Origin of the sequence: [Zimmermannella] bifida NBRC 103089, from assembly GCF_001570925.1 — a bacterium.
GTDB classification, from domain to species: domain Bacteria; phylum Actinomycetota; class Actinomycetes; order Actinomycetales; family Microbacteriaceae; genus Gulosibacter; species Gulosibacter bifidus.
The window spans coordinates 70,424-87,193 of the sequence record NZ_BCSP01000002.1 but is presented as its reverse complement, the minus strand read 5'-3'; the positions used below and the strand labels follow the sequence as shown (position 1 = coordinate 87,193).

Genomic DNA, 16,770 nt, shown 5'->3' with positions numbered 1-16,770 from the left:
GTACGCTTGCGGCGTGGATCATCCGATGAATTTGCCGCTGGTGCTCGCCGTTTGTGTGGGTATGTCACTGTCGGCGGTGGCAGTACTCGCGTCGATGCGTGTCTCCCTTCGATGGGAACCCATCATCGCGATTCTGCGGGCAGGGATGCAGCTGGCGCTATTGGCACTCGTGTTGCAGTTCATCGTCACCGATGTGTTGTGGGTGCTGGCGTTCTTGGTGCTGATGGTTGTCGTGGCTTCAATCACGGCAGCTCGTCGCATTGACCCGCAGGCGCTGCGGCACGATCGGAGCCTGTGGCTGGCGATCCTGTTCTCAATTTCGCTCGGGCTGAGCGCGGCGGTGTTGTGCGCGTTCGCCACTGGCGCGGTGACGTTCGGCACCCAGTATTTGCTGGCGCTCGGCGGCATTGTGACCGGCAACGTGATGTCGATCTGCACGCTGACAGGCAAGCACCTGCGCGAGCAATTGCAGGTGCATCGAGGTGAGGTCGAGGGGTGGTTAGCGCTTGGTGCAACCGCGCCGGTCGCGACGGTTCGCTTTCGCCGCGCGTCGGTGAAACTCGCGTTGATTCCGGGCATGGATTCGGCAAAGACAACCGGCCTGGTGACGCTGCCCGGCGCGTTTGTCGGCGCGGTATTTGCCGGTGCGTCTCCGGTGGATGCGGGCCTGTTTCAGTTGATCGTGTTGGCCGGCTTGCAATTGGGCGGCGCCATCACCGCCACAACGCTGGCCCGCTGTTTGGCGTCGCGCACGTCGTAACGCGCGTTTGCACTAGCCAGTACCGCACCGCACGAATAAGCTAGAACGTATGGATGTTCGGCGCGTCACCCTCGCAGCGGCGATGTCGTTCATTTCGGCATGCTGCCTTGCCGGATGCGTGCTGGCACCGGCAGTGTCCTCGGCGTTTCACCGCGATGGGCCGACCACGACGCCGGAACCTCGAAACTTTACGTCGAAGCCGCAGCCTTCGCGCACGCCGCTTATGCCAGACCAGTCGGTTTCGCCGAGTTCGGTGCCGTCCGAGGACGGCTCGATGCTGCCCGATGATTCGCAGTATGCGAACGGCTCGGGCGGTGCAGATTCAGCGCCCGACGGCGGCGATGCGGATGCGGGTGCTCCGTCAGGTTCCGCGCCAGACTCTGGTAGCGGCTCGGGCGGTAGTGCCGACGGCGTCAAGAAGTCGACACCAAAGCAGCAGCCACCGAACCCGGCACCAGCGCCGGAGCCGTCTGAGGAGGAGTCGCCTTCGCAGCCGATGGACGCACCGACTGACGACATCTCAACGCCTTCAAACGTCAGCCCCGGTGGCTCGGGCGGTTTCGAGTATTGGCCGGAGGACTCCACCGAGTTCGATAACTCCCGGTACTTCGATCCAAGCGCCACCGACTAGCACCGCTGCGGCGACACAGCTCATCAAGTTGCCGCACGCCGAGCGTAGTTTCTCATTCACCTGTTTTGACGGCGAACTTGTTGCACGCACCCCGCTCTGGGGTCATTCGCAGTGCGTGCACATCCGCAAGCATCGAGTTTCGGCTCATGAAATCTCGACGCATCACCGGCGTCCCGCACCGCTTGCGCGGCAGGCTTTCCGACCCAGAGGTGTCGAGATGCACGTGGTGGAGACCCGACAACATGACTCTCTGGCAATCGCCTGCTCCGGCGAACACCGGATTAGCCCGAACCCCTGATCACACGAAGTTCGTGAATGTTGGCCGCACGTGGACAACATGCACCTTTGCCGCAGCTTCGTGCATCGCTGGACGATTCCAACATCAGATCCGTGGCGCCTTCCTCGCAACGCCGCCGCTCGACGATGCGACAGCCCCCTTGATCCCGCGCCATGGTGTAATGGGCATATGGCATCACTCGATCTCCAAATCGGCAACGTGGCCGAGATCATTGCCGCGGTGGCGGCTCTCGCAAGCACGGTCCTCACCATCGTCGCGCTCAAAATCGCACGCGCGGCCAACGACACGGCCGAGTTTGCGGCCGCGCAAGCCGAGAAACGCGAACACTCTCGAGATCGGCGCCATCTAGCGTCAGCACTCCAAGCATGGTGGGTTGCCGCTGATGAGCGATGGGGCGTTTTCGTGTCCAATCGGGGAACGACACCGACGGTGTTCCACCAAGTCGAGGTGTCCGTGAGAGGCAACTCCTACAACACTGAGCCCATCCGGATCGAGTGCCTACCGCCTGGGGACTTCTTTGTGGAGAGCACGACGCCGTGGCCTTTCCCCGTACTCATCGATGACGCCAAGAACTTGAGCCCCATCATGCAGACGAAGAAATATGCGGTCGAGTCGATCCGCTTCACCGATCCACTCGGGGTACGCTGGAGCTGGGATCCCAAGGCCGGGCTGCAGGAGACGTAACCCGCACCAAATCGGAACGACCATGATGAGGTACCCCTCTGTTACCGCAGCCGCTGGCACCACGGGCAGAACGTCGAACTCCGATTCATGAACTGGATGCGCTTCATCTGCGTCCCACACCACTTGCACGGCAGGCCTCACGCCCATGTGCATCCAAATTTTCTGTCGAAGTAGCCCGACTCCACGACGTTGTTGCGCTCACATGGCCGATGCGTGCCGGAATGTGCCGATCTTTGTTCACGAGCTACACAAGCAGCAACATCACGCCGTCGCCCTCACGGCCAGCAACGGGCTCGAATCCGAGAGAGCCGTAGAGCTGCTTGGCGAAATTGTCAGGCTCCACGGACAGGCTGATCCGGCCAAGTCCCCGAGCCTTTGCCTCGGAGACAAGCGCTTGAAGCAGGCGGCGCCCCAGACCTTGGCCTCTGGCATCGCGTGACACCCACAGGCTTGCCTCAGGCGTCTGCTCATCGACGAAGCCGTACCCGGAGTCATCCGCCGGCAGGAACTGGGCCCAGCAGACCCCGATCGGGTTTCCCTCGACCTCCGCGACGACTCCGAAGTCGCCACGCTCAGGGCGAATGGTCACGTAGTGCGAGAATTCTGGACGGGTCACAACGTCATCCATCGTGAAACGCTCGCCGCACCAGTTCATATTGCCCAAGGTCGCACGCTGCAGCAATGACGTCTCTTCGGATCGAAGCGGTCGCAATTCAAGGGCCATCATGGCGCGATCCTATCGACTGCGATCACCTCTGCCGCTGGCAGCGCGGGCAGCGATACGACGAGCGATTCACAAACGGCTCGCGCACGATCACGGTGCCGCAGCGATTGCACGGCTCCCCCGCACGCCCGTACACCTGCAGACTGCGAGCAAAGTAGCCCGACTCGCCATTCACGTTCACGTACAGGGCGTCAAACGACGTGCCGCCCTCGGCCAGCGCCTGCTCCATCACCGCGCGTGCGTGCACGAGCAGCTCGTCGACCTTGCGCGCCGAAACGGAACTCGCCGGCCGAGCCCAGTGCATCCGCGCCCGCCACAGCGCCTCATCGGCATAGATATTGCCGACGCCCGAAACCACCTGCTGATCGAGCAGCACCGCTTTAATCGCGCGCGAACTCGACCGGATGCGGTTGCGCACGGCGACCGCGTCAAATGCTGCATCGAGCGGGTCGCGCGCAATATGCATCACCTGCGACGGCACAACCGACGCACCCACCGAAACGAGTGCATCCACCGCCAGCGAACCAAAGCAACGCTGGTCGGCAAACCGCAGTTCATACACATCACCCCGCGGGTTTTCGATGCGGATGCGGATGCGTGTGTGTCGGTCGTCGAGCGCGCCGGGTTCGCGCACCAGCAGCTGGCCGCTCATCCCCAGGTGCGCAATCAGTGCACGCGGCACCTCATCACGGGCCGGTTCGATCGGAATCCACAGAAACTTGCCCCGCCGCTGCGGTGCACAAAGCTCGGCGCCTTCGAGCGCTGCCACAAAGTCAGCGGCGTTCTTCACGACACCTGCCGCATCGCGGTGTCGCTTGAGCGACCTCGCATCAAGCACGTCGACGCCCCTGACCCGCGCGCCGGTCACCGCCGGGCGCAGCCCCAGGCGCACCACTTCGACTTCGGGAAGTTCAGGCATGTAGCGTCACCAAAAAGAGGTTGCAGCGCGCTAGTGGTCGCCGGGTTTGGCGGTGCCGGTCAGCTCGTGCCAGGCATCGAGCGCTGCCGCTAGTTCCGCCTGCTTCTTGCTGGTTCCGGTGGCGCTGCACTTGTAGACGCGTACGCCGTCACGAATCAGATACACCGTAGCCGTGAAAACCTGCGCATGCGCCGGCCCGCTCCCGGTAACGGTGTATTCAGGCGCCTGCGCGCCGCGAGCCGAAGCCACCTCTTGCAGCGCCGTCTTTGGGTCCATCGCGGCACCCAGGCGGTCCACCTGGTCGACATATGGTTCAAGCAGGCGCAAGACCATCGCTTCGGCCGTAAGATAGTCGGTCGACAGGTATGCCGCGCCGATCAGCGCCTCGACCGCATCGGCCAGGATCGAATCTTTGTCATTCCCGCCAGTGATTTGCTCACTGCGTCCAAGACGCAGATATCCGCCAACTTCGATCGTTCGGCCAATTTCGGCGAGCGTCACCGTCGAAACCAGGCCGTGCTTACGCGGCGAGAGCTCGCCTTCGCTTAGATCGGGATGCTCGCGGTATAGCAGCTGCGCCGCTGCGAGCCCCAGCACCGAGTCGCCCAAGAATTCGAGCCGTTCGTTGTCGGCAACTTTGCCGTGCTCGTACGCCCACGACGAGTGCGTGAGCGCCAAGTCGAGCAGTTCGGGAACGAACTCGACCCCGAGACGTGATGCCAGCGGAGCTGGATCAACAATCTCGGGGTCGTGTTGTTTACGTCGTGTTGCCACCGACTAAATCGTCTTACGCGTCAGCGACCTTGCGGCCCTTGTACTCGTAGTGCGTAGGCGTGCCAGCTTCGTCTTCAACGAGCTTGGCGCGGTGCGGCAGGCTGTAAACAACCTTGCCGTTTTCAATGGTCTTTACGAGAGCGGGGGCCTGAGCCTTCCACTGCGAGCGACGTGCACGAGTGTTTGCACGGCTCATCTTGCGCTTTGGGAGTGCCATGAGCGGTATTCCTTCTAGTTAAATTTTGTTCGTTTCTTCGCACGCGGCGCAAGCAATCTCTGCGCGCCGGGCGGTGAAGTCAGGCGGCTGCTATTTGTTCGAGTAGGTATCGATCTTCGGGCAGCCTCAGAACCAACAGCCAAGTTTACGCGAGTTTTACCGCTCGCGCCATCTAGAGTTTGGTTCTACTTCGTTTCGGGAGCGGCGTCGGTCAACGCGTCCCCGTCGTTGTTGCTGAGCAGCCCTTCGAGGGCTGCCCATCGTGGGTCAAGCTCCGGTGTTGGCTCGGCCGCGGGTGCGGTGCGCTTTTCACCGGTTTCTGGATCAAGGCCGTAGCAGTCTTCTGCGCACAGCGGCTGGAACGGCAGCTCCAGCACGACCGCATCCCGAATCGGCCCTTCGAGGTCGATTCGGTCGTCCGTAATCGCGTATTCGATCGATTCGTCGAGTTCATAGCCATACAGCTCGGCGATGTGCCCGTCCCATTCTTGGGCAATGTCGTCGAGGCATCGGCTGCACTGACCGGTCAGGGTTCCGTGCACATCGGCAGTTGCCAGGATGCCGTCAACGAGCGTTTCGAGGCGCAGGTCGATTTCGAGTTCTGCTCCGCGATCGAAGTAGAGCATGCCCTCGCCGATTCGTTCGGGAACCACCACGTCGAGCTCAAGCTCCCGCATCGTGCCGGGCTTGTGCATGATCGTGGCAACGTTCACTGAAAAGGCAGAATCAACCATGCCTTCGAGTCTATGCCGCCTAACGCATCCGTGCGAGAAGTTTCACACCCGGGCGGTTCGATGCGTCGCTAAATCGACAGGTCGGGGCGCATATCACCCTGCAGGAATTCTCGTACGACATCGGGAACGTACGGGCTTACGTCTCCCCCAAGCGAGGCGACCTGGCGCACCAGCGAGCTCGACACGTGAGCGTGTTGTGGGCTCGGCATCATGAACATCGTCTCGATCTTGCCGAGGTGTCGGTTCACGATGGCCATTGGCTGCTCGTACTCAAAGTCGGCAGTGTTTCGCACGCCCTTCACGATGACGCGAGCACCCACATCCGTGCAGTAGTCGACCAGTAGGCCGACGTTCCAAGAACGAACCACCACATTCCGCTGGCCCGTTGCCTGCACCAGTGCCGACTCAATGAGTTCAACGCGGCGCGAGATCGGAATCATGGCCTGCTTGTCGGGATTGTGCACCACCAACACGTGCACCTCGTCGAACACGCTCGCGGCACGACGAATGACGTCGAGGTGGCCGTGCGTTACGGGATCAAACGAGCCGGGAATTACGGCGATCTGGGTCATGTACTAGTTGTCCTTTTGCGCGGCGTCGCCGGTGTCATCAGTGTCTGCGTGGTCTGCGTGGGCTGCATCAGCAGTTTCTGCCGTGGAACCCGAGGCCGAGAACACGTCGGGACGCATCGGCGAATTGCCGTTCTTGAAACGCTTAACCATCAGTACGGCTGCCGCACCGATCACAGCTACACCAACCACACCCATGGCAATCATCGCCAACGAATTTCCTCCGCTATTCGAGTCGCCCTCGGCATCGAAATTCTCGGGGTCATTCGGCTGGTTGTTCACACCACCGACGGCGTCGCTACCGCCGCCCGCCGCAGGGTTTCCGATAGTAAACGGCACCGTGCCAGAAATCGGGTGACCGTCCGAAGAGACGACACGCCAGTTCAGTTCATATGCGCCGTCTTCAAGCGCGGGCAGCGCGACCTTAACCTCAGCCCCGTCAACCTTGAGCTCATCGCTGAGTTCCACCGGAGCACCGCCGCGCAGCAACGCAACCTCTGAACCGAGCTCTGAAATAGTGCCCGAGAACACGAGCGAGGCTTCGGTCGGTGCCGCGTCAAGCACGGCGCCGCTTTCGGGCGTCGACCGAATGAGCTGGTCGTGAGCCTCAGCAGCACTCCCACCGAGCGGTAGGCCAACACCGATAGCAAGAGCAAGGATGAACGCGGCAAGCGTCGAGGTAATGCGAGCAGTACGAGAAATCGCGGTCACGGTTGTCTTTCTACGGAACGAATTCGGGCGCTCAAACACAGAGCGCAGATAGCCGTAACTGTACCTGCCGCATCCGAGCCTGTGGTGGGTGTGTTGCACCGCTGCCGCGGCTGGTTCGCGCGCACTGGTTGCCTACACATCCAGCAGCGCAGTCCCCTAGCCCATGCCCAGGTGTTCGAGTTGCTCGCCACCAAGCGCGTTGAGCGCATCACGCAAGGCGGGTGCCTGTTGCAGGTGCGGGTCACGTGCTAAGAGTGCGGATGCGTGTGCTCGCGCTTGCGCAATTACGTCACCATCGCGGGCCACGCGCAAGACCTTCAGCGACGACCTACCACCCGACTGCACCGACCCGAGCACATCACCTTCGCGGCGCAGCTCCAGGTCGCGCTCCGCGAGCGCGAAACCGTCAAGGGTCTCGGCGACGGCTTCGATCCGCGCAAACGACATCGATTCGGGCGCCATCCGGGTCACGAGCAGGCACAGCCCCGGCCACTGGCCACGACCCACGCGACCGCGCAACTGGTGCAATTGCGCAATACCGAAGCGGTCCGCATCCAGCACCGCCATCACCGACGCATTCGGCACGTTCACGCCCACTTCAATCACGGTCGTGGCCACGAGCACATCGATCTCGTGGCGTTCGAAGGCGCGCATGATTTCGGTTTTCTCGGCCCCCGGCAACTTGCCGTGCAGCATCGCAATGCGTACTCCGGCCAGCACCGGCAAACGCTCGAGCACGTCAACAATCTCCGCCACATTTGCGGTGTCACGATCGTCTTCGGCGTCCTCGTTCGCTTCGATTGCGGGGCACACCACAAACGCTTGTCGGCCTGCATCAATTTCTTCGCGAATCCGCTGCCATACGCGGTGAATATGGGTGGGATGCCGTTCCAAATTCACCGCGAACGTTTCGATCCCCTGGCGTCCAGCAGGCATGGTGCGCAGCGTCGAGATTTCGAGATCTCCGAATGCGGTCATCGCCACCGTTCGCGGAATTGGTGTTGCGGTCAACACCAGCAGGTGCGGGGTTGCCGCGCCGCGTCGCCGCAGCGTTTCGCGCTGTTCCACACCAAACCGGTGCTGTTCATCCACGATCAATAAGCCCAGATCGGCAAATTCCACGCCGTCACTGAGCAGTGCGTGCGTGCCGACCACGATCGAGGTCTCGCCGGTGACGATGTCAAGCATCACGCGTTGGCGTTCTGACTTGGTCATTGACCCGGTCAGCAGCCGCGGGCGCAACTGCTCTGCGAGTTCGGGGCCGAGCGCATCCGTAATCGAGGCCAGGTGCTGGCTTGCGAGCACTTCGGTCGGGGCCAGCAGCGCCGATTGGCCGCCGTGCTCGGCGACCTGCAGCATGGCGCGCACCGCAACGAGCGTCTTACCCGAACCGACCTCACCCTGCAGCAATCGCTGCATCGGCGTTGACTGCGCCAGGTCGGCCGCGATTTCATCGCCCGCGGTTTGCTGGTCGTCGGTGAGCGAGAACGGTAGGGATGCGTCCAGTCGCGCTCGTAGGCTGCCCTCGGTAACTTCGGTGCTCGGCAGCGGCCGCGGCACCGCTCGGCGTTGCGCAGCGACGGCCCGCTGATGCGCCAGGGCCGCCTGCAGCACGAATGCCTCGGTAAATTTCAACGCTTCGCGCGCCCGTTCAATGTCTTCGGGCGAGCGCGGCAGGTGGAATCGACGCACCGCTTCGTCGTAGTGCATGCCGCCGATTTCGTCACGAACGGCGGCCGGTACCGGGTCGGCGAGCGGCGTGATGCGGTCGATGACGCGCGCGAGGATCGTCGCGAACTGCCACGACCGCACGGCCGAGGTGCCGGGGTAGATCGCGATCGGCTCGCGTGCCCAGCGTTCGGCCGCGTCGGTTTGCTGCGACTGCTCGTCAAAAAGTTGAAAGTCGGGGTGCGTCAGTTGCAGCGTGCCACCGTAGTAGCTGACCTTGCCCGAGAACATGCCTCGTCGCCCCGGCGTCAGGTGCTGACCGAGCACCTTGCCGCCGCTAAACCAGGTGAGCTGCACCTGGCCGTGGCCATCGGTGATCGTGGCGGTAAATAGCTCACCTCGCCGGTTGTGCATGCGTCGCGAACCGGTGCTGACGACCTCGGCAACGAGCGTGACTTCTTCGCCCGCTTCAAGCTGCGACATGCGGGTGAGCTCGCCGCGCTGCGCGTGCCGCCGCGGCAGGTGTGCCAGCAAGTCGGAAGCGGTGTGCATATCAAACGCTTTGGCGAGTTTCTTCGCTTCGGCGGCGGTCACCAGCTTCGCGAGCGGTGTTTCCGGCGGCACGAGCGTGGCGGATGCGGCGGGTACCGCTCCCGCCGCGTGTGCCGGCGATGCTTCAGTCACTGTCCGGCTCCAGGGCGGAATGCGTCGTCCGCTCCCCCAGTTCCGGCGCCCGACATCAAGGCTGAGTCCGCGGCCGGTCCGCTAGCCTGTGCCCCGTCAACGCCTGCGGCCTGCTTCCCCGCGCGCTTGGTGGCATGGTTGGCGCGTAGGCGTTCGACGAGCGACCTCGGAAGCCAGCGTGCACGTCGGCGAACCGCCGCCGGTGTCGCCTCCCGCATCGAGTCACGCAAACCGGCAACCGCATCCCACCGCACCGAAACGGTTTCGGGTGCATCCGGGTTACCGAACCAGGCGGCGTCGTAGGCGGTGCCGAGTTGGCTGGCAGCCTCGTAGTTCTCGGTTCCGGGCGCCCATTCGAAGTGCACCGCCAGCGCTCGCAGCTGCTTTTTGGTGGTGCCGCCGGTGGGTACGCTCGCCCCGTAGTCCTTTGCGGTGTCCAAGACCTCGTGCCACGCAGCCGATGTCGCGGCCATCGCGTCACCAGAAGAGACATGCTGGCGACGTGAACGTCGCGTATTCGCGCGCAGCATGGCCGGTGCCCCGGCGATCAGCATCAAGAGCGCGACCACGGCCGCCACGGCAAACATGATGCCGAGGATGCGCATGGTTTCGGGCGAAAGGCCACCGGCTTCGCGTTCGAGTTGCGGTTCGGCGGTCGGCGTTGGGGTGCCGCCACGGTCGCCACCTTCTGGCGTTGGGGTGGGCGTGGTCGGTGGCGTTGGGGTCGGCGTCGGCTGCTCTTCGGGCAGCGATTGCGTTGGCTGCGTGTCTGGAGCCGGTGCGACTTCCTGCTGGTTCAGCGCCGAACTCGGCGTCGTTTCCATCGGCACCCAGCCGTAGCCGGGCACCCAGTACTCAGCCCAGGCATGCAGGTCATCGGTGGTGACGACGTAGATGGTCTGACCGATTTCGTTGACGCCTTCGGGCGTTCCGGGAGTGAACCCGACCTGCACCCGCGTGGGGATGTTGAGCATGCGTCCCATCACGGCCATGGCACTCGCAAAGTGCACGCAGTAGCCGCTGCGGTACTGCAAGAACTGCGCCACAACATCGAGGCTCGTGCCGTCGTAGCCGCCCGAAACGGGAGCGTGCTCCGAGTACGTAAACGCGCCCCCGGCCATCCACTGCTGCAATTGCTGTGCCTGTTGGAACGGCGTTGCGTTCGGGTCGACGACTTCGTTCATTGCCGCGCGGATCGACTCGAGCGCCTGGTCGTCAGGCAGCTCAAGATACGGCCGCATCGACTCGGGAACCTCAGCCGTTGCCGCCGCAATTTCTTCGGGCGATGGCTGTGCCAGCAACGACTCCGATTGGAAACTCTGCGCGAGGGCTTCGTTGCGCGTCTCGCGAATATCGCCGGTGCGTTCGTCGCGCTGGTAATTGCCGGTAACGCCCTGCACACCGCTCGGTACGCCGATCTTCGGCAGGTAGGGGCTGACGCCCGCATCCATCACGAAGTGATAGTTCACCTGCTGCAGGTTGGTCGCGTGCTCGAGCGATTGCGGTTTGGGCAGGGTGCCATTGCCGTCGATGGGCATGCCGCGAAACTCGTCGGGTTGCCATTCGGTGCCGGATTCCAGCTTGGTGAGCGAAGTCAGCGAAATGTAGGGCAGCTTGCCTTCGGGAATTGAAGTCGCGTAGCGCAGCACGTCGGTGGGTGCACCGCGGCGAAGGTCATCCCCGAGGTCGATGATCGGGTTGACGCGGGTGGTCGACAAGATTTGTCCGCCGCCAATGGCGTTCCACAGCGCGCCGGAGCTTGGCGGCAGCAGGCTGCCAACAAGCCCGACCGCAGCAATCGCCGCGATACCGCCGGTAATCGCGCCCGAGATACCGCCCAGACGGCGCCCATCGGCAGTGAATCCCGCTGAGGTGCGGGCTTCGTCATCGCCGCGCAGAATCAACCGGTTGCCCAAGTAGATCAGCAGCACGAGCGCCGCGACTGCCGCGACCCACAGCCACCAATCCACCGGAGGCAGGCCCATCAGCACCGGCAAGATCACCAGCGGCACGGTGGTGAGTGGCACCAGCAGGATGCGGCGCCACGCCAGCGCGCAGATATCGGCAAGTACCGCGAGGGCACCGCTCAACGCCGCCATCACGGTTGAGACCGCGACGGTACCGCGCAGTGGCGGTTGGTCGCTCGCGAACTGCTGCCCGAATTCTGCCGCCCGCACGCCAATCGCGGTCAGCGCATCCGGCATCGAAGCGGGTGCAGCAACGACGGTCACGGCGATCACCAACGCGAGCACACCGCCGAGCGCAGCGAGTCCGTGATTTCCGGTGAGCTGGCGAACGGCCTGTGCGCCCAGCGTCACGGCCGCAACCGTACCGAGCGAGGCCAGATACCAGCTTTCGTCGCTGACCAGCGGCATGGCCAACGCGATGGCTGCCGCAAAAAAGACGATGATGCCGATGCTCAGCGGCCACGAACCGGTGCGAACCGAGTCTGCGGCCACGCGTTTGAGCACGGTGTCGCGCCGAGGATTCAGCATGGATTGCACGCTCATGCGCTTGCCTCCATTCGGCGCAGTTTCGCCCACGGGTCGCGCGCGGCGGCATTCATCACGATGACGTCCCAGCCCGCCTGTTGGAAGGCGTAGGCAGCTTCGTTTGCTTCGTCGAAGTTTGGCGAGTCGGCGCAGATCACGGCGATCGCGGGGTTGCCGTAGCCAGCAAGCTCGATGGCTTCGTCGTCGAAGCCGCGCCCAACGTAGACCAGTGGCCCGTTACCGGTGCGAGCGACTCGCGCTTCGATCGCGTCGACTTGCGAGGATGCATCCGGTTTCGCCCAGTGCAACAGCATCAGTTTGCGCATGAGCAAGTCGAGCGGTGCGGTTGCGGTTACCCGCAGATCCTCGAGGCTGTCGCCCTCAATGTCTTCGGTTTCTTGGGTTCCGCAGAGTTCGGTGTCGAAACCGAGCGCGTGCAATCGAGTGATCACCGACGCGGCAACCGACACGCTCAGCTCGAACGCGTCGTCATGCAAGACATCACCGCAGTCGCTCGTGTCGAGAATCAGCATGCCGACGGCTTCGGAGTGGTGTTCTTCCTGGCGGATCCGCAGCTCTCCAGAACGCGCGGTCGCTTTCCAGTGCACGCGTCGCAGCGGGTCACCGTGGCGATATTCGCGGGTGATGACGTCGTCGGCCTCGCCGCCGCGGCCGAGCGAAACTTCAATCTCGCGGCCCGATCGCAATGCCGGAATTTCAAACGCATCCACATCGTGCACCTGCGGCCACACCTCGATCGGGGTGATCTCGCCGAGTCGGTGCACGCGACGGGTCAAACCCAAACCGTCGATGTTTTCGTACAGCAATGGGCCAACCTGCCGAACACCGCGACGCATCCGGTTCAAGCTATAGGCAATGCGGCGGCGTCGACGGCCTTCACGGGGATGCATGCGGGTCGCGATTGCGGGCAGCACACCGCCCACGTGGCTCCGGTCGGCACCGGTGACAATGTCGGCGTACGAGCTCGGTTCAACGCCAAAGACTGACGTGTTTCGCAGCTCGGTGACCACGCGCAGGCGATCGCCTGCGGCGACCGTCGTCGGGTACACAGTGCGCGTAACTTCGAGCCGCGGCGGCACGATGCATTTCAGCAGCACCATCACCAGCGGCAGCGCGAGCATGGCGAGACCGAAAAACCGCAGCTCGGTGCTGCCGAGCACTTCACCGGCAACCGCCACGACGCATCCGGCAATGAGCAGCGCCACACCGCGGCGGGTGAGGCGAATTGGGCGTCCGTTGAGGTCAGACGAATCGAGCGTCTGGGAGTGCACTTACGCTCCCGTCGGTGCGGGCACCTGTGCGGTGATCTCTTCGACAACCCGCTCAGCTTCGGTGTAGCCATGCTGCTGTCGGCCACCGCGGTTGCCGAGTACGAGTCGGTGCGCAAACACTGGCTTGAGCAGCTGCTGGACATCGTCGGGTACGACGTAGCCACGGCCGGCAATTGCTGCCGCGGCCTTGGCAGCGCGCAAGAGCTGCAGCGAAGCACGTGGGCTCACACCAACGCGAACGGCTGGATGCTCGCGGGTCGCGCGGGCGAGGTCGACAACGTACCGCTTAATGCTCGGGGCTACGAACACCTGCTGCACCTGCAGAATCATCGCGCGAACGTCATCCGCCGAGAGCACCGGACGCAGCGCATTCAGCGGGTCGGCACCGTCACGCGATTCGAGCATCGACAGCTCGGCCTCGCGGTCGGGGTAGCCCATCGAGATGCGCGCCATGAATCGGTCGCGCTGCGCCTCGGGAAGCGGGTAGGTGCCTTCCATCTCGGCAGGGTTCTGCGTGGCAAATACGGTGAATGGGTCGGGCAGGCGGTGGGTTTCACCGTCGACCGAAACTTGGCGTTCTTCCATGCACTCAAGCAGCGCCGACTGCGTCTTTGGCGACGCACGGTTAATCTCGTCGCCGATGACCACATTCGCGAAGATCGGGCCGGGCTGGAAGTCGAACTTGCCGTTGCCCTGGTCGTAGATGGCCACGCCGGTTACGTCGCTCGGCAGCATGTCGGGGGTGAACTGGATGCGGTTCACGCGCGTGTCCATCGCGCGGGCGAGCGTCTTCGCCAGCACGGTCTTACCGACACCGGGTACGTCCTCCATCAGCAGGTGTCCGCCGGCAAGGAGCACCGTGACGGCGATCTTCACCTGCTCGGACTTTCCAACAACGACGCTGCCCACGGCCTGACGCAGGTGTGCGGCGTTCTGGAAGAGCTGGTTCGACGAGTCTGTGCGGTCAGTCATACCTGCCATCTTTCCATGCATGTGGCGGGATTGTCCGAATGCGGTTCACGGGACGATCACTGCCACCACGCCGCTTGCACGATTAGCATCGACACTATGACGCGAATCATTGCCGGAGCCGCCGCATCCACCTACCTCGAGGTGCCCGCTCGTGGTACGCGTCCAACGAGCGACAAAGTGCGCGAAGCACTGTTTTCGTCGCTCGAGTCGACGTTTGATTTCTCGGATGCGCGCGTACTCGACTGCTATGCCGGTTCTGGGGCGCTGGGGCTTGAGGCGGTTTCGCGTGGTGCGGAGTCGCTCGTCATGGTTGAGCAGTCGGCGCAGGCAGCGCGGCTTGCACGCGCGAATGCGTCCAAAGTTGTGGTGCGCTGCAGTGATCCACTGCCGCAGACTTCGGTGGTGAACACGTCGGTTCGCACCTGGCTCGCGAACGCGATCGGCACGTTCGACCTCGTGTTTCTTGACCCGCCGTACGACCTCGCGACCGAGATCCTTGAGGGGGATCTTGCCCTACTGCATCCACGATTGCACGAAGATTCGGTCGTTGTCGTGGAGCGGTCAACGCGCACGACGCCAATGACGCTGCCGCAGGGGTACGCGCTGTGGCGCGAGCGTGACTACGGCGAAACGCGACTCAGCTACCTCGAAGTCGTCCCGGTCGACGCGGCCGCGTAGGGGTCCCAGCCAGTTGCTGGTGCTGCTGCCCCGTCGACGGTGACCGGTGCGTCTGCGGACTGTTGCACAACACCGATCTGCCGAAACGGTACGGGTAGGCTCGTTGGCGCGTCGTCGACAGTGGCGGGGAATGTCGCCAAGAGCGCGTGGTCTTCTCCCCCGTTGAGTTCGAATGCGAGCGCTTCTTCGTTGCTGCAGCCGCGTTTGGCAGCCAGGGCGAGTGTTTCGTCGCGCCAGCGCGCCGGTCGCAAGTCGAGTGTGACGCCGCTTGCCTGCGCGAGCCGGTGTGCATCCAGCAGCAGACCGTCAGAAACGTCGAGCATGGCGGTGGCACCGTGGATGCGTGCCGTCACGCCCGCGTCAATGGGCGGGTTGGGTGCCAATTGGTGTTCGATCAATTGCCGCTGGGCGGCAGGCAATGCTGGTGCGCCCGCCTGCAGTGCCCCACCAAAACAGAGGTCGAGCCCCGCGGCAGCGTGTCCCATGGCGCCCGCGATGGCGACGATGTCGCCCGGGTTCGCACCGCTGCGGGTCACTGGTGCGGCGCCATCGAGGGTGCCGAAAACGGTGACCGCGATGACGAGTTGCGGGGCGGTTGCGAGGTCGCCGCCGACGATCCCGATGTCGGGTGCCTGCCGTTGCAGCGCATCGGCCATGCCGGATGCGAGTGATTCGAGAAATGCGACTTCGGTGTCGGCGGGTGCCGCAAGGGCGACGACGAGACCAGTTGGGCGGGCGCCCATGGCGGCGATATCGGCGAGGTTGACGACGATGGCTTTGTGCCCGAGCTGCTGCGGTGTCGACCAGTCGAGGCGGAAATCCGGGCCTTCGATGAGGGTGTCGGTGCTGATGACGGTGCGATTGTCGGGGGCGGCAAGGATCGCGGCGTCATCGCCGGGGCCGAGCAGGGTGTGTTCGCGCCCGGTTGGCATTCGTTCGAGAATGCGAGAAAGCAGCGCGCGCTCGCCGATGTCGCCAATAGAAACCACGCGGTCACGATACCCTGAGTAGACCATGTCTCGTTCTGTGCGTTTGTTGTCTGTTGCGGCCGCAGCGTTGCTGTTGTGCGCGTGTTCTGGTCCTGTGGTGCCGATGCAGCCGGCAAAGGATGCGCCCGCTCCGGAATGCGCCGAGGTATCGGTGCGGTTGCCCGAGACAGTTGCGGGCCTGGGCACTCGGCACACGAACGCGCAGGCCACGGGTGCGTGGGGCAATCCCTCGGCCGTGTTGCTTCGTTGCGGAGTGCCGTCTCCCCCGCCGACCACCGACCGCTGCATTTCGATCAACGATGTTGACTGGATCGAAGACCCTTCTGAGGCACCGCGCTACCGCTACACAACCTACGGCCGCACTCCTGCAGTTGAGGTGGTTATTGATGCGGAGTCTGGCGTTTCTGGCATGACGGCGCTCACCGACCTGGGCGAGGCCGTGAACTACCTGCCGAAGACCGGTGCCTGCGTCGGCGCCGATGACCTGCTTGAGCTCGAAGGTGCAACGCCTGCGCCAACCGACTCGGCGGCACCGACTGCTTCGGGGTCGGCAAACTAGGGTGCCAGCCCAGTAATTCGCTCTCAGGTAGACGTTTCCTGCCCTACCTACGCTCTCGAGGAATCGATTCTCAGCGGAGGTATTGCGGTGGATGAAACGCTCATTGTCGATGGCGATCTCGAGGGCCTCGCAGGTGCGCTTGATGCGATCGCCGGGCTTGTGAGCGATGCTCAGAAGAATGCGTCTGCGCTGGCTGCTGTTGCGTCAGGTATGCCCGGTGCACAATCTGGGGCTGCCGCAAGTGCCGCAGGCGAAGTGCTGGACGCGACCCTGATCAAATCTGCAGATGCCATCGAGGGCGACGCTGGCAACGTCCGCGTGACCGATGCCGAGTTCCAAGACACTGACGTCACGAGCGCTGGTACGTACAAGGACGCGCCGGTTGACTCGAACTACCGAGGCTATTAAGGAGTAT

At 63.6% G+C, this 16,770-nt stretch carries 19 protein-coding genes; 6 read left to right on the top strand and 13 right to left on the bottom strand.

Translation table 11 applies throughout. The features are described from left to right. Window positions 1-13 precede the first annotated feature (13 nt). From ZBI01S_RS02540 to ZBI01S_RS02530, 3 genes are all read left to right on the top strand, one after another. Window positions 14-760 (top strand): ABC transporter permease, encoded by a 747-nt coding sequence (locus ZBI01S_RS02540; RefSeq protein WP_159421350.1) that lies wholly within the window; start codon window positions 14-16, stop codon window positions 758-760. Window positions 761-809: 49 nt separating this feature from the next. Continuing rightward, window positions 810-1,391, top strand: coding sequence for a hypothetical protein (locus ZBI01S_RS02535; protein WP_066055913.1), 582 nt, complete (start codon window positions 810-812; stop codon window positions 1,389-1,391). 466 nt (window positions 1,392-1,857) lie between these two features. Next, window positions 1,858-2,373 carry a hypothetical protein gene (locus tag ZBI01S_RS02530; protein WP_066055910.1) on the top strand — a complete coding sequence of 172 codons (516 nt, stop codon included), beginning with the start codon at window positions 1,858-1,860 and terminating at the stop codon, window positions 2,371-2,373. Window positions 2,374-2,414: 41 nt separating this feature from the next. Here ZBI01S_RS02530 and ZBI01S_RS09665 read toward each other — a convergent pair whose 3' ends face one another. The 12 genes from ZBI01S_RS09665 to ZBI01S_RS02475 all read right to left on the bottom strand — a co-directional run bounded on the left by ZBI01S_RS09665 (window position 2,415) and on the right by ZBI01S_RS02475 (window position 14,129). Next, on the bottom strand, window positions 2,415-2,507 hold the full coding sequence (locus ZBI01S_RS09665; RefSeq protein ID WP_110477029.1) for a zinc finger domain-containing protein: 93 nt from the start codon (window positions 2,505-2,507) through the stop codon (window positions 2,415-2,417). Window positions 2,508-2,617: 110 nt separating this feature from the next. Then, entirely contained in the window at window positions 2,618-3,100 is a 483-nt protein-coding gene (locus ZBI01S_RS02525; RefSeq protein ID WP_066055907.1) for a GNAT family N-acetyltransferase, read from the bottom strand. Between the two features lie 22 nt (window positions 3,101-3,122). Next, window positions 3,123-4,016, bottom strand: a complete 894-nt coding sequence (mutM, locus tag ZBI01S_RS02520; RefSeq protein WP_066055905.1) for a bifunctional DNA-formamidopyrimidine glycosylase/DNA-(apurinic or apyrimidinic site) lyase — start codon at window positions 4,014-4,016, stop codon at window positions 3,123-3,125. A gap of 30 nt (window positions 4,017-4,046) precedes the next feature. After that, a complete protein-coding gene (gene rnc / locus ZBI01S_RS02515; protein WP_083524442.1) occupies window positions 4,047-4,790 on the bottom strand; it encodes a ribonuclease III in 744 nt (247 codons plus the stop codon). A 13-nt stretch (window positions 4,791-4,803) separates the two neighbouring features. Further along, window positions 4,804-5,007, bottom strand: coding sequence for a 50S ribosomal protein L32 (gene rpmF, locus ZBI01S_RS02510; RefSeq protein WP_066055902.1), 204 nt, complete (start codon window positions 5,005-5,007; stop codon window positions 4,804-4,806). Between the two features lie 185 nt (window positions 5,008-5,192). After that, a complete protein-coding gene (locus ZBI01S_RS02505; protein ID WP_066055899.1) occupies window positions 5,193-5,741 on the bottom strand; it encodes a YceD family protein in 549 nt (182 codons plus the stop codon). 68 nt (window positions 5,742-5,809) lie between these two features. Beyond that, window positions 5,810-6,313 (bottom strand): pantetheine-phosphate adenylyltransferase, encoded by a 504-nt coding sequence (gene coaD / locus ZBI01S_RS02500; protein ID WP_066055896.1) that lies wholly within the window; start codon window positions 6,311-6,313, stop codon window positions 5,810-5,812. Window positions 6,314-6,316: 3 nt separating this feature from the next. Further along, entirely contained in the window at window positions 6,317-7,021 is a 705-nt protein-coding gene (locus ZBI01S_RS02495; protein ID WP_066055893.1) for a copper resistance CopC family protein, read from the bottom strand. A 156-nt stretch (window positions 7,022-7,177) separates the two neighbouring features. After that, window positions 7,178-9,313, bottom strand: a complete 2,136-nt coding sequence (locus ZBI01S_RS02490) for an ATP-dependent DNA helicase RecG (RefSeq protein WP_066056375.1) — start codon at window positions 9,311-9,313, stop codon at window positions 7,178-7,180. Between the two features lie 56 nt (window positions 9,314-9,369). Continuing rightward, the gene (locus ZBI01S_RS02485) at window positions 9,370-11,883 is read right to left on the bottom strand and encodes a transglutaminase TgpA family protein (RefSeq protein ID WP_066055890.1); all 2,514 of its coding nucleotides are present in this window, start codon (window positions 11,881-11,883) and stop codon (window positions 9,370-9,372) included. Beyond that, a complete protein-coding gene (locus ZBI01S_RS02480; RefSeq protein ID WP_066055887.1) occupies window positions 11,880-13,157 on the bottom strand; it encodes a DUF58 domain-containing protein in 1,278 nt (425 codons plus the stop codon). The genes ZBI01S_RS02485 and ZBI01S_RS02480 overlap by 4 nt, the downstream gene beginning before the upstream one ends. Continuing rightward, the gene (locus ZBI01S_RS02475; protein WP_066056372.1) at window positions 13,158-14,129 is read right to left on the bottom strand and encodes an AAA family ATPase; all 972 of its coding nucleotides are present in this window, start codon (window positions 14,127-14,129) and stop codon (window positions 13,158-13,160) included. It lies immediately after the preceding gene. Between the two features lie 96 nt (window positions 14,130-14,225). On the opposite strand from ZBI01S_RS02475, the gene rsmD reads away from it, so the two are divergent. Then, entirely contained in the window at window positions 14,226-14,807 is a 582-nt protein-coding gene (rsmD, locus tag ZBI01S_RS02470; RefSeq protein WP_066055885.1) for a 16S rRNA (guanine(966)-N(2))-methyltransferase RsmD, read from the top strand. On the opposite strand, the gene ZBI01S_RS02465 is transcribed toward rsmD, so the two are convergent. Beyond that, window positions 14,771-15,796: a thiamine-phosphate kinase gene (locus tag ZBI01S_RS02465; RefSeq protein ID WP_245610514.1), complete on the bottom strand. Its 1,026-nt coding sequence runs from the start codon at window positions 15,794-15,796 to the stop codon at window positions 14,771-14,773. The genes rsmD and ZBI01S_RS02465 overlap by 37 nt on opposite strands. A 103-nt stretch (window positions 15,797-15,899) precedes the next feature. On the opposite strand from ZBI01S_RS02465, the gene ZBI01S_RS02460 reads away from it, so the two are divergent. Then, the gene (locus ZBI01S_RS02460; RefSeq protein ID WP_066056370.1) at window positions 15,900-16,355 is read left to right on the top strand and encodes a DUF3515 domain-containing protein; all 456 of its coding nucleotides are present in this window, start codon (window positions 15,900-15,902) and stop codon (window positions 16,353-16,355) included. An 87-nt stretch (window positions 16,356-16,442) separates the two neighbouring features. Continuing rightward, a complete protein-coding gene (locus tag ZBI01S_RS02455) occupies window positions 16,443-16,763 on the top strand; it encodes a hypothetical protein (RefSeq protein ID WP_066055879.1) in 321 nt (106 codons plus the stop codon). Window positions 16,764-16,770: the final 7 nt, after the last annotated feature.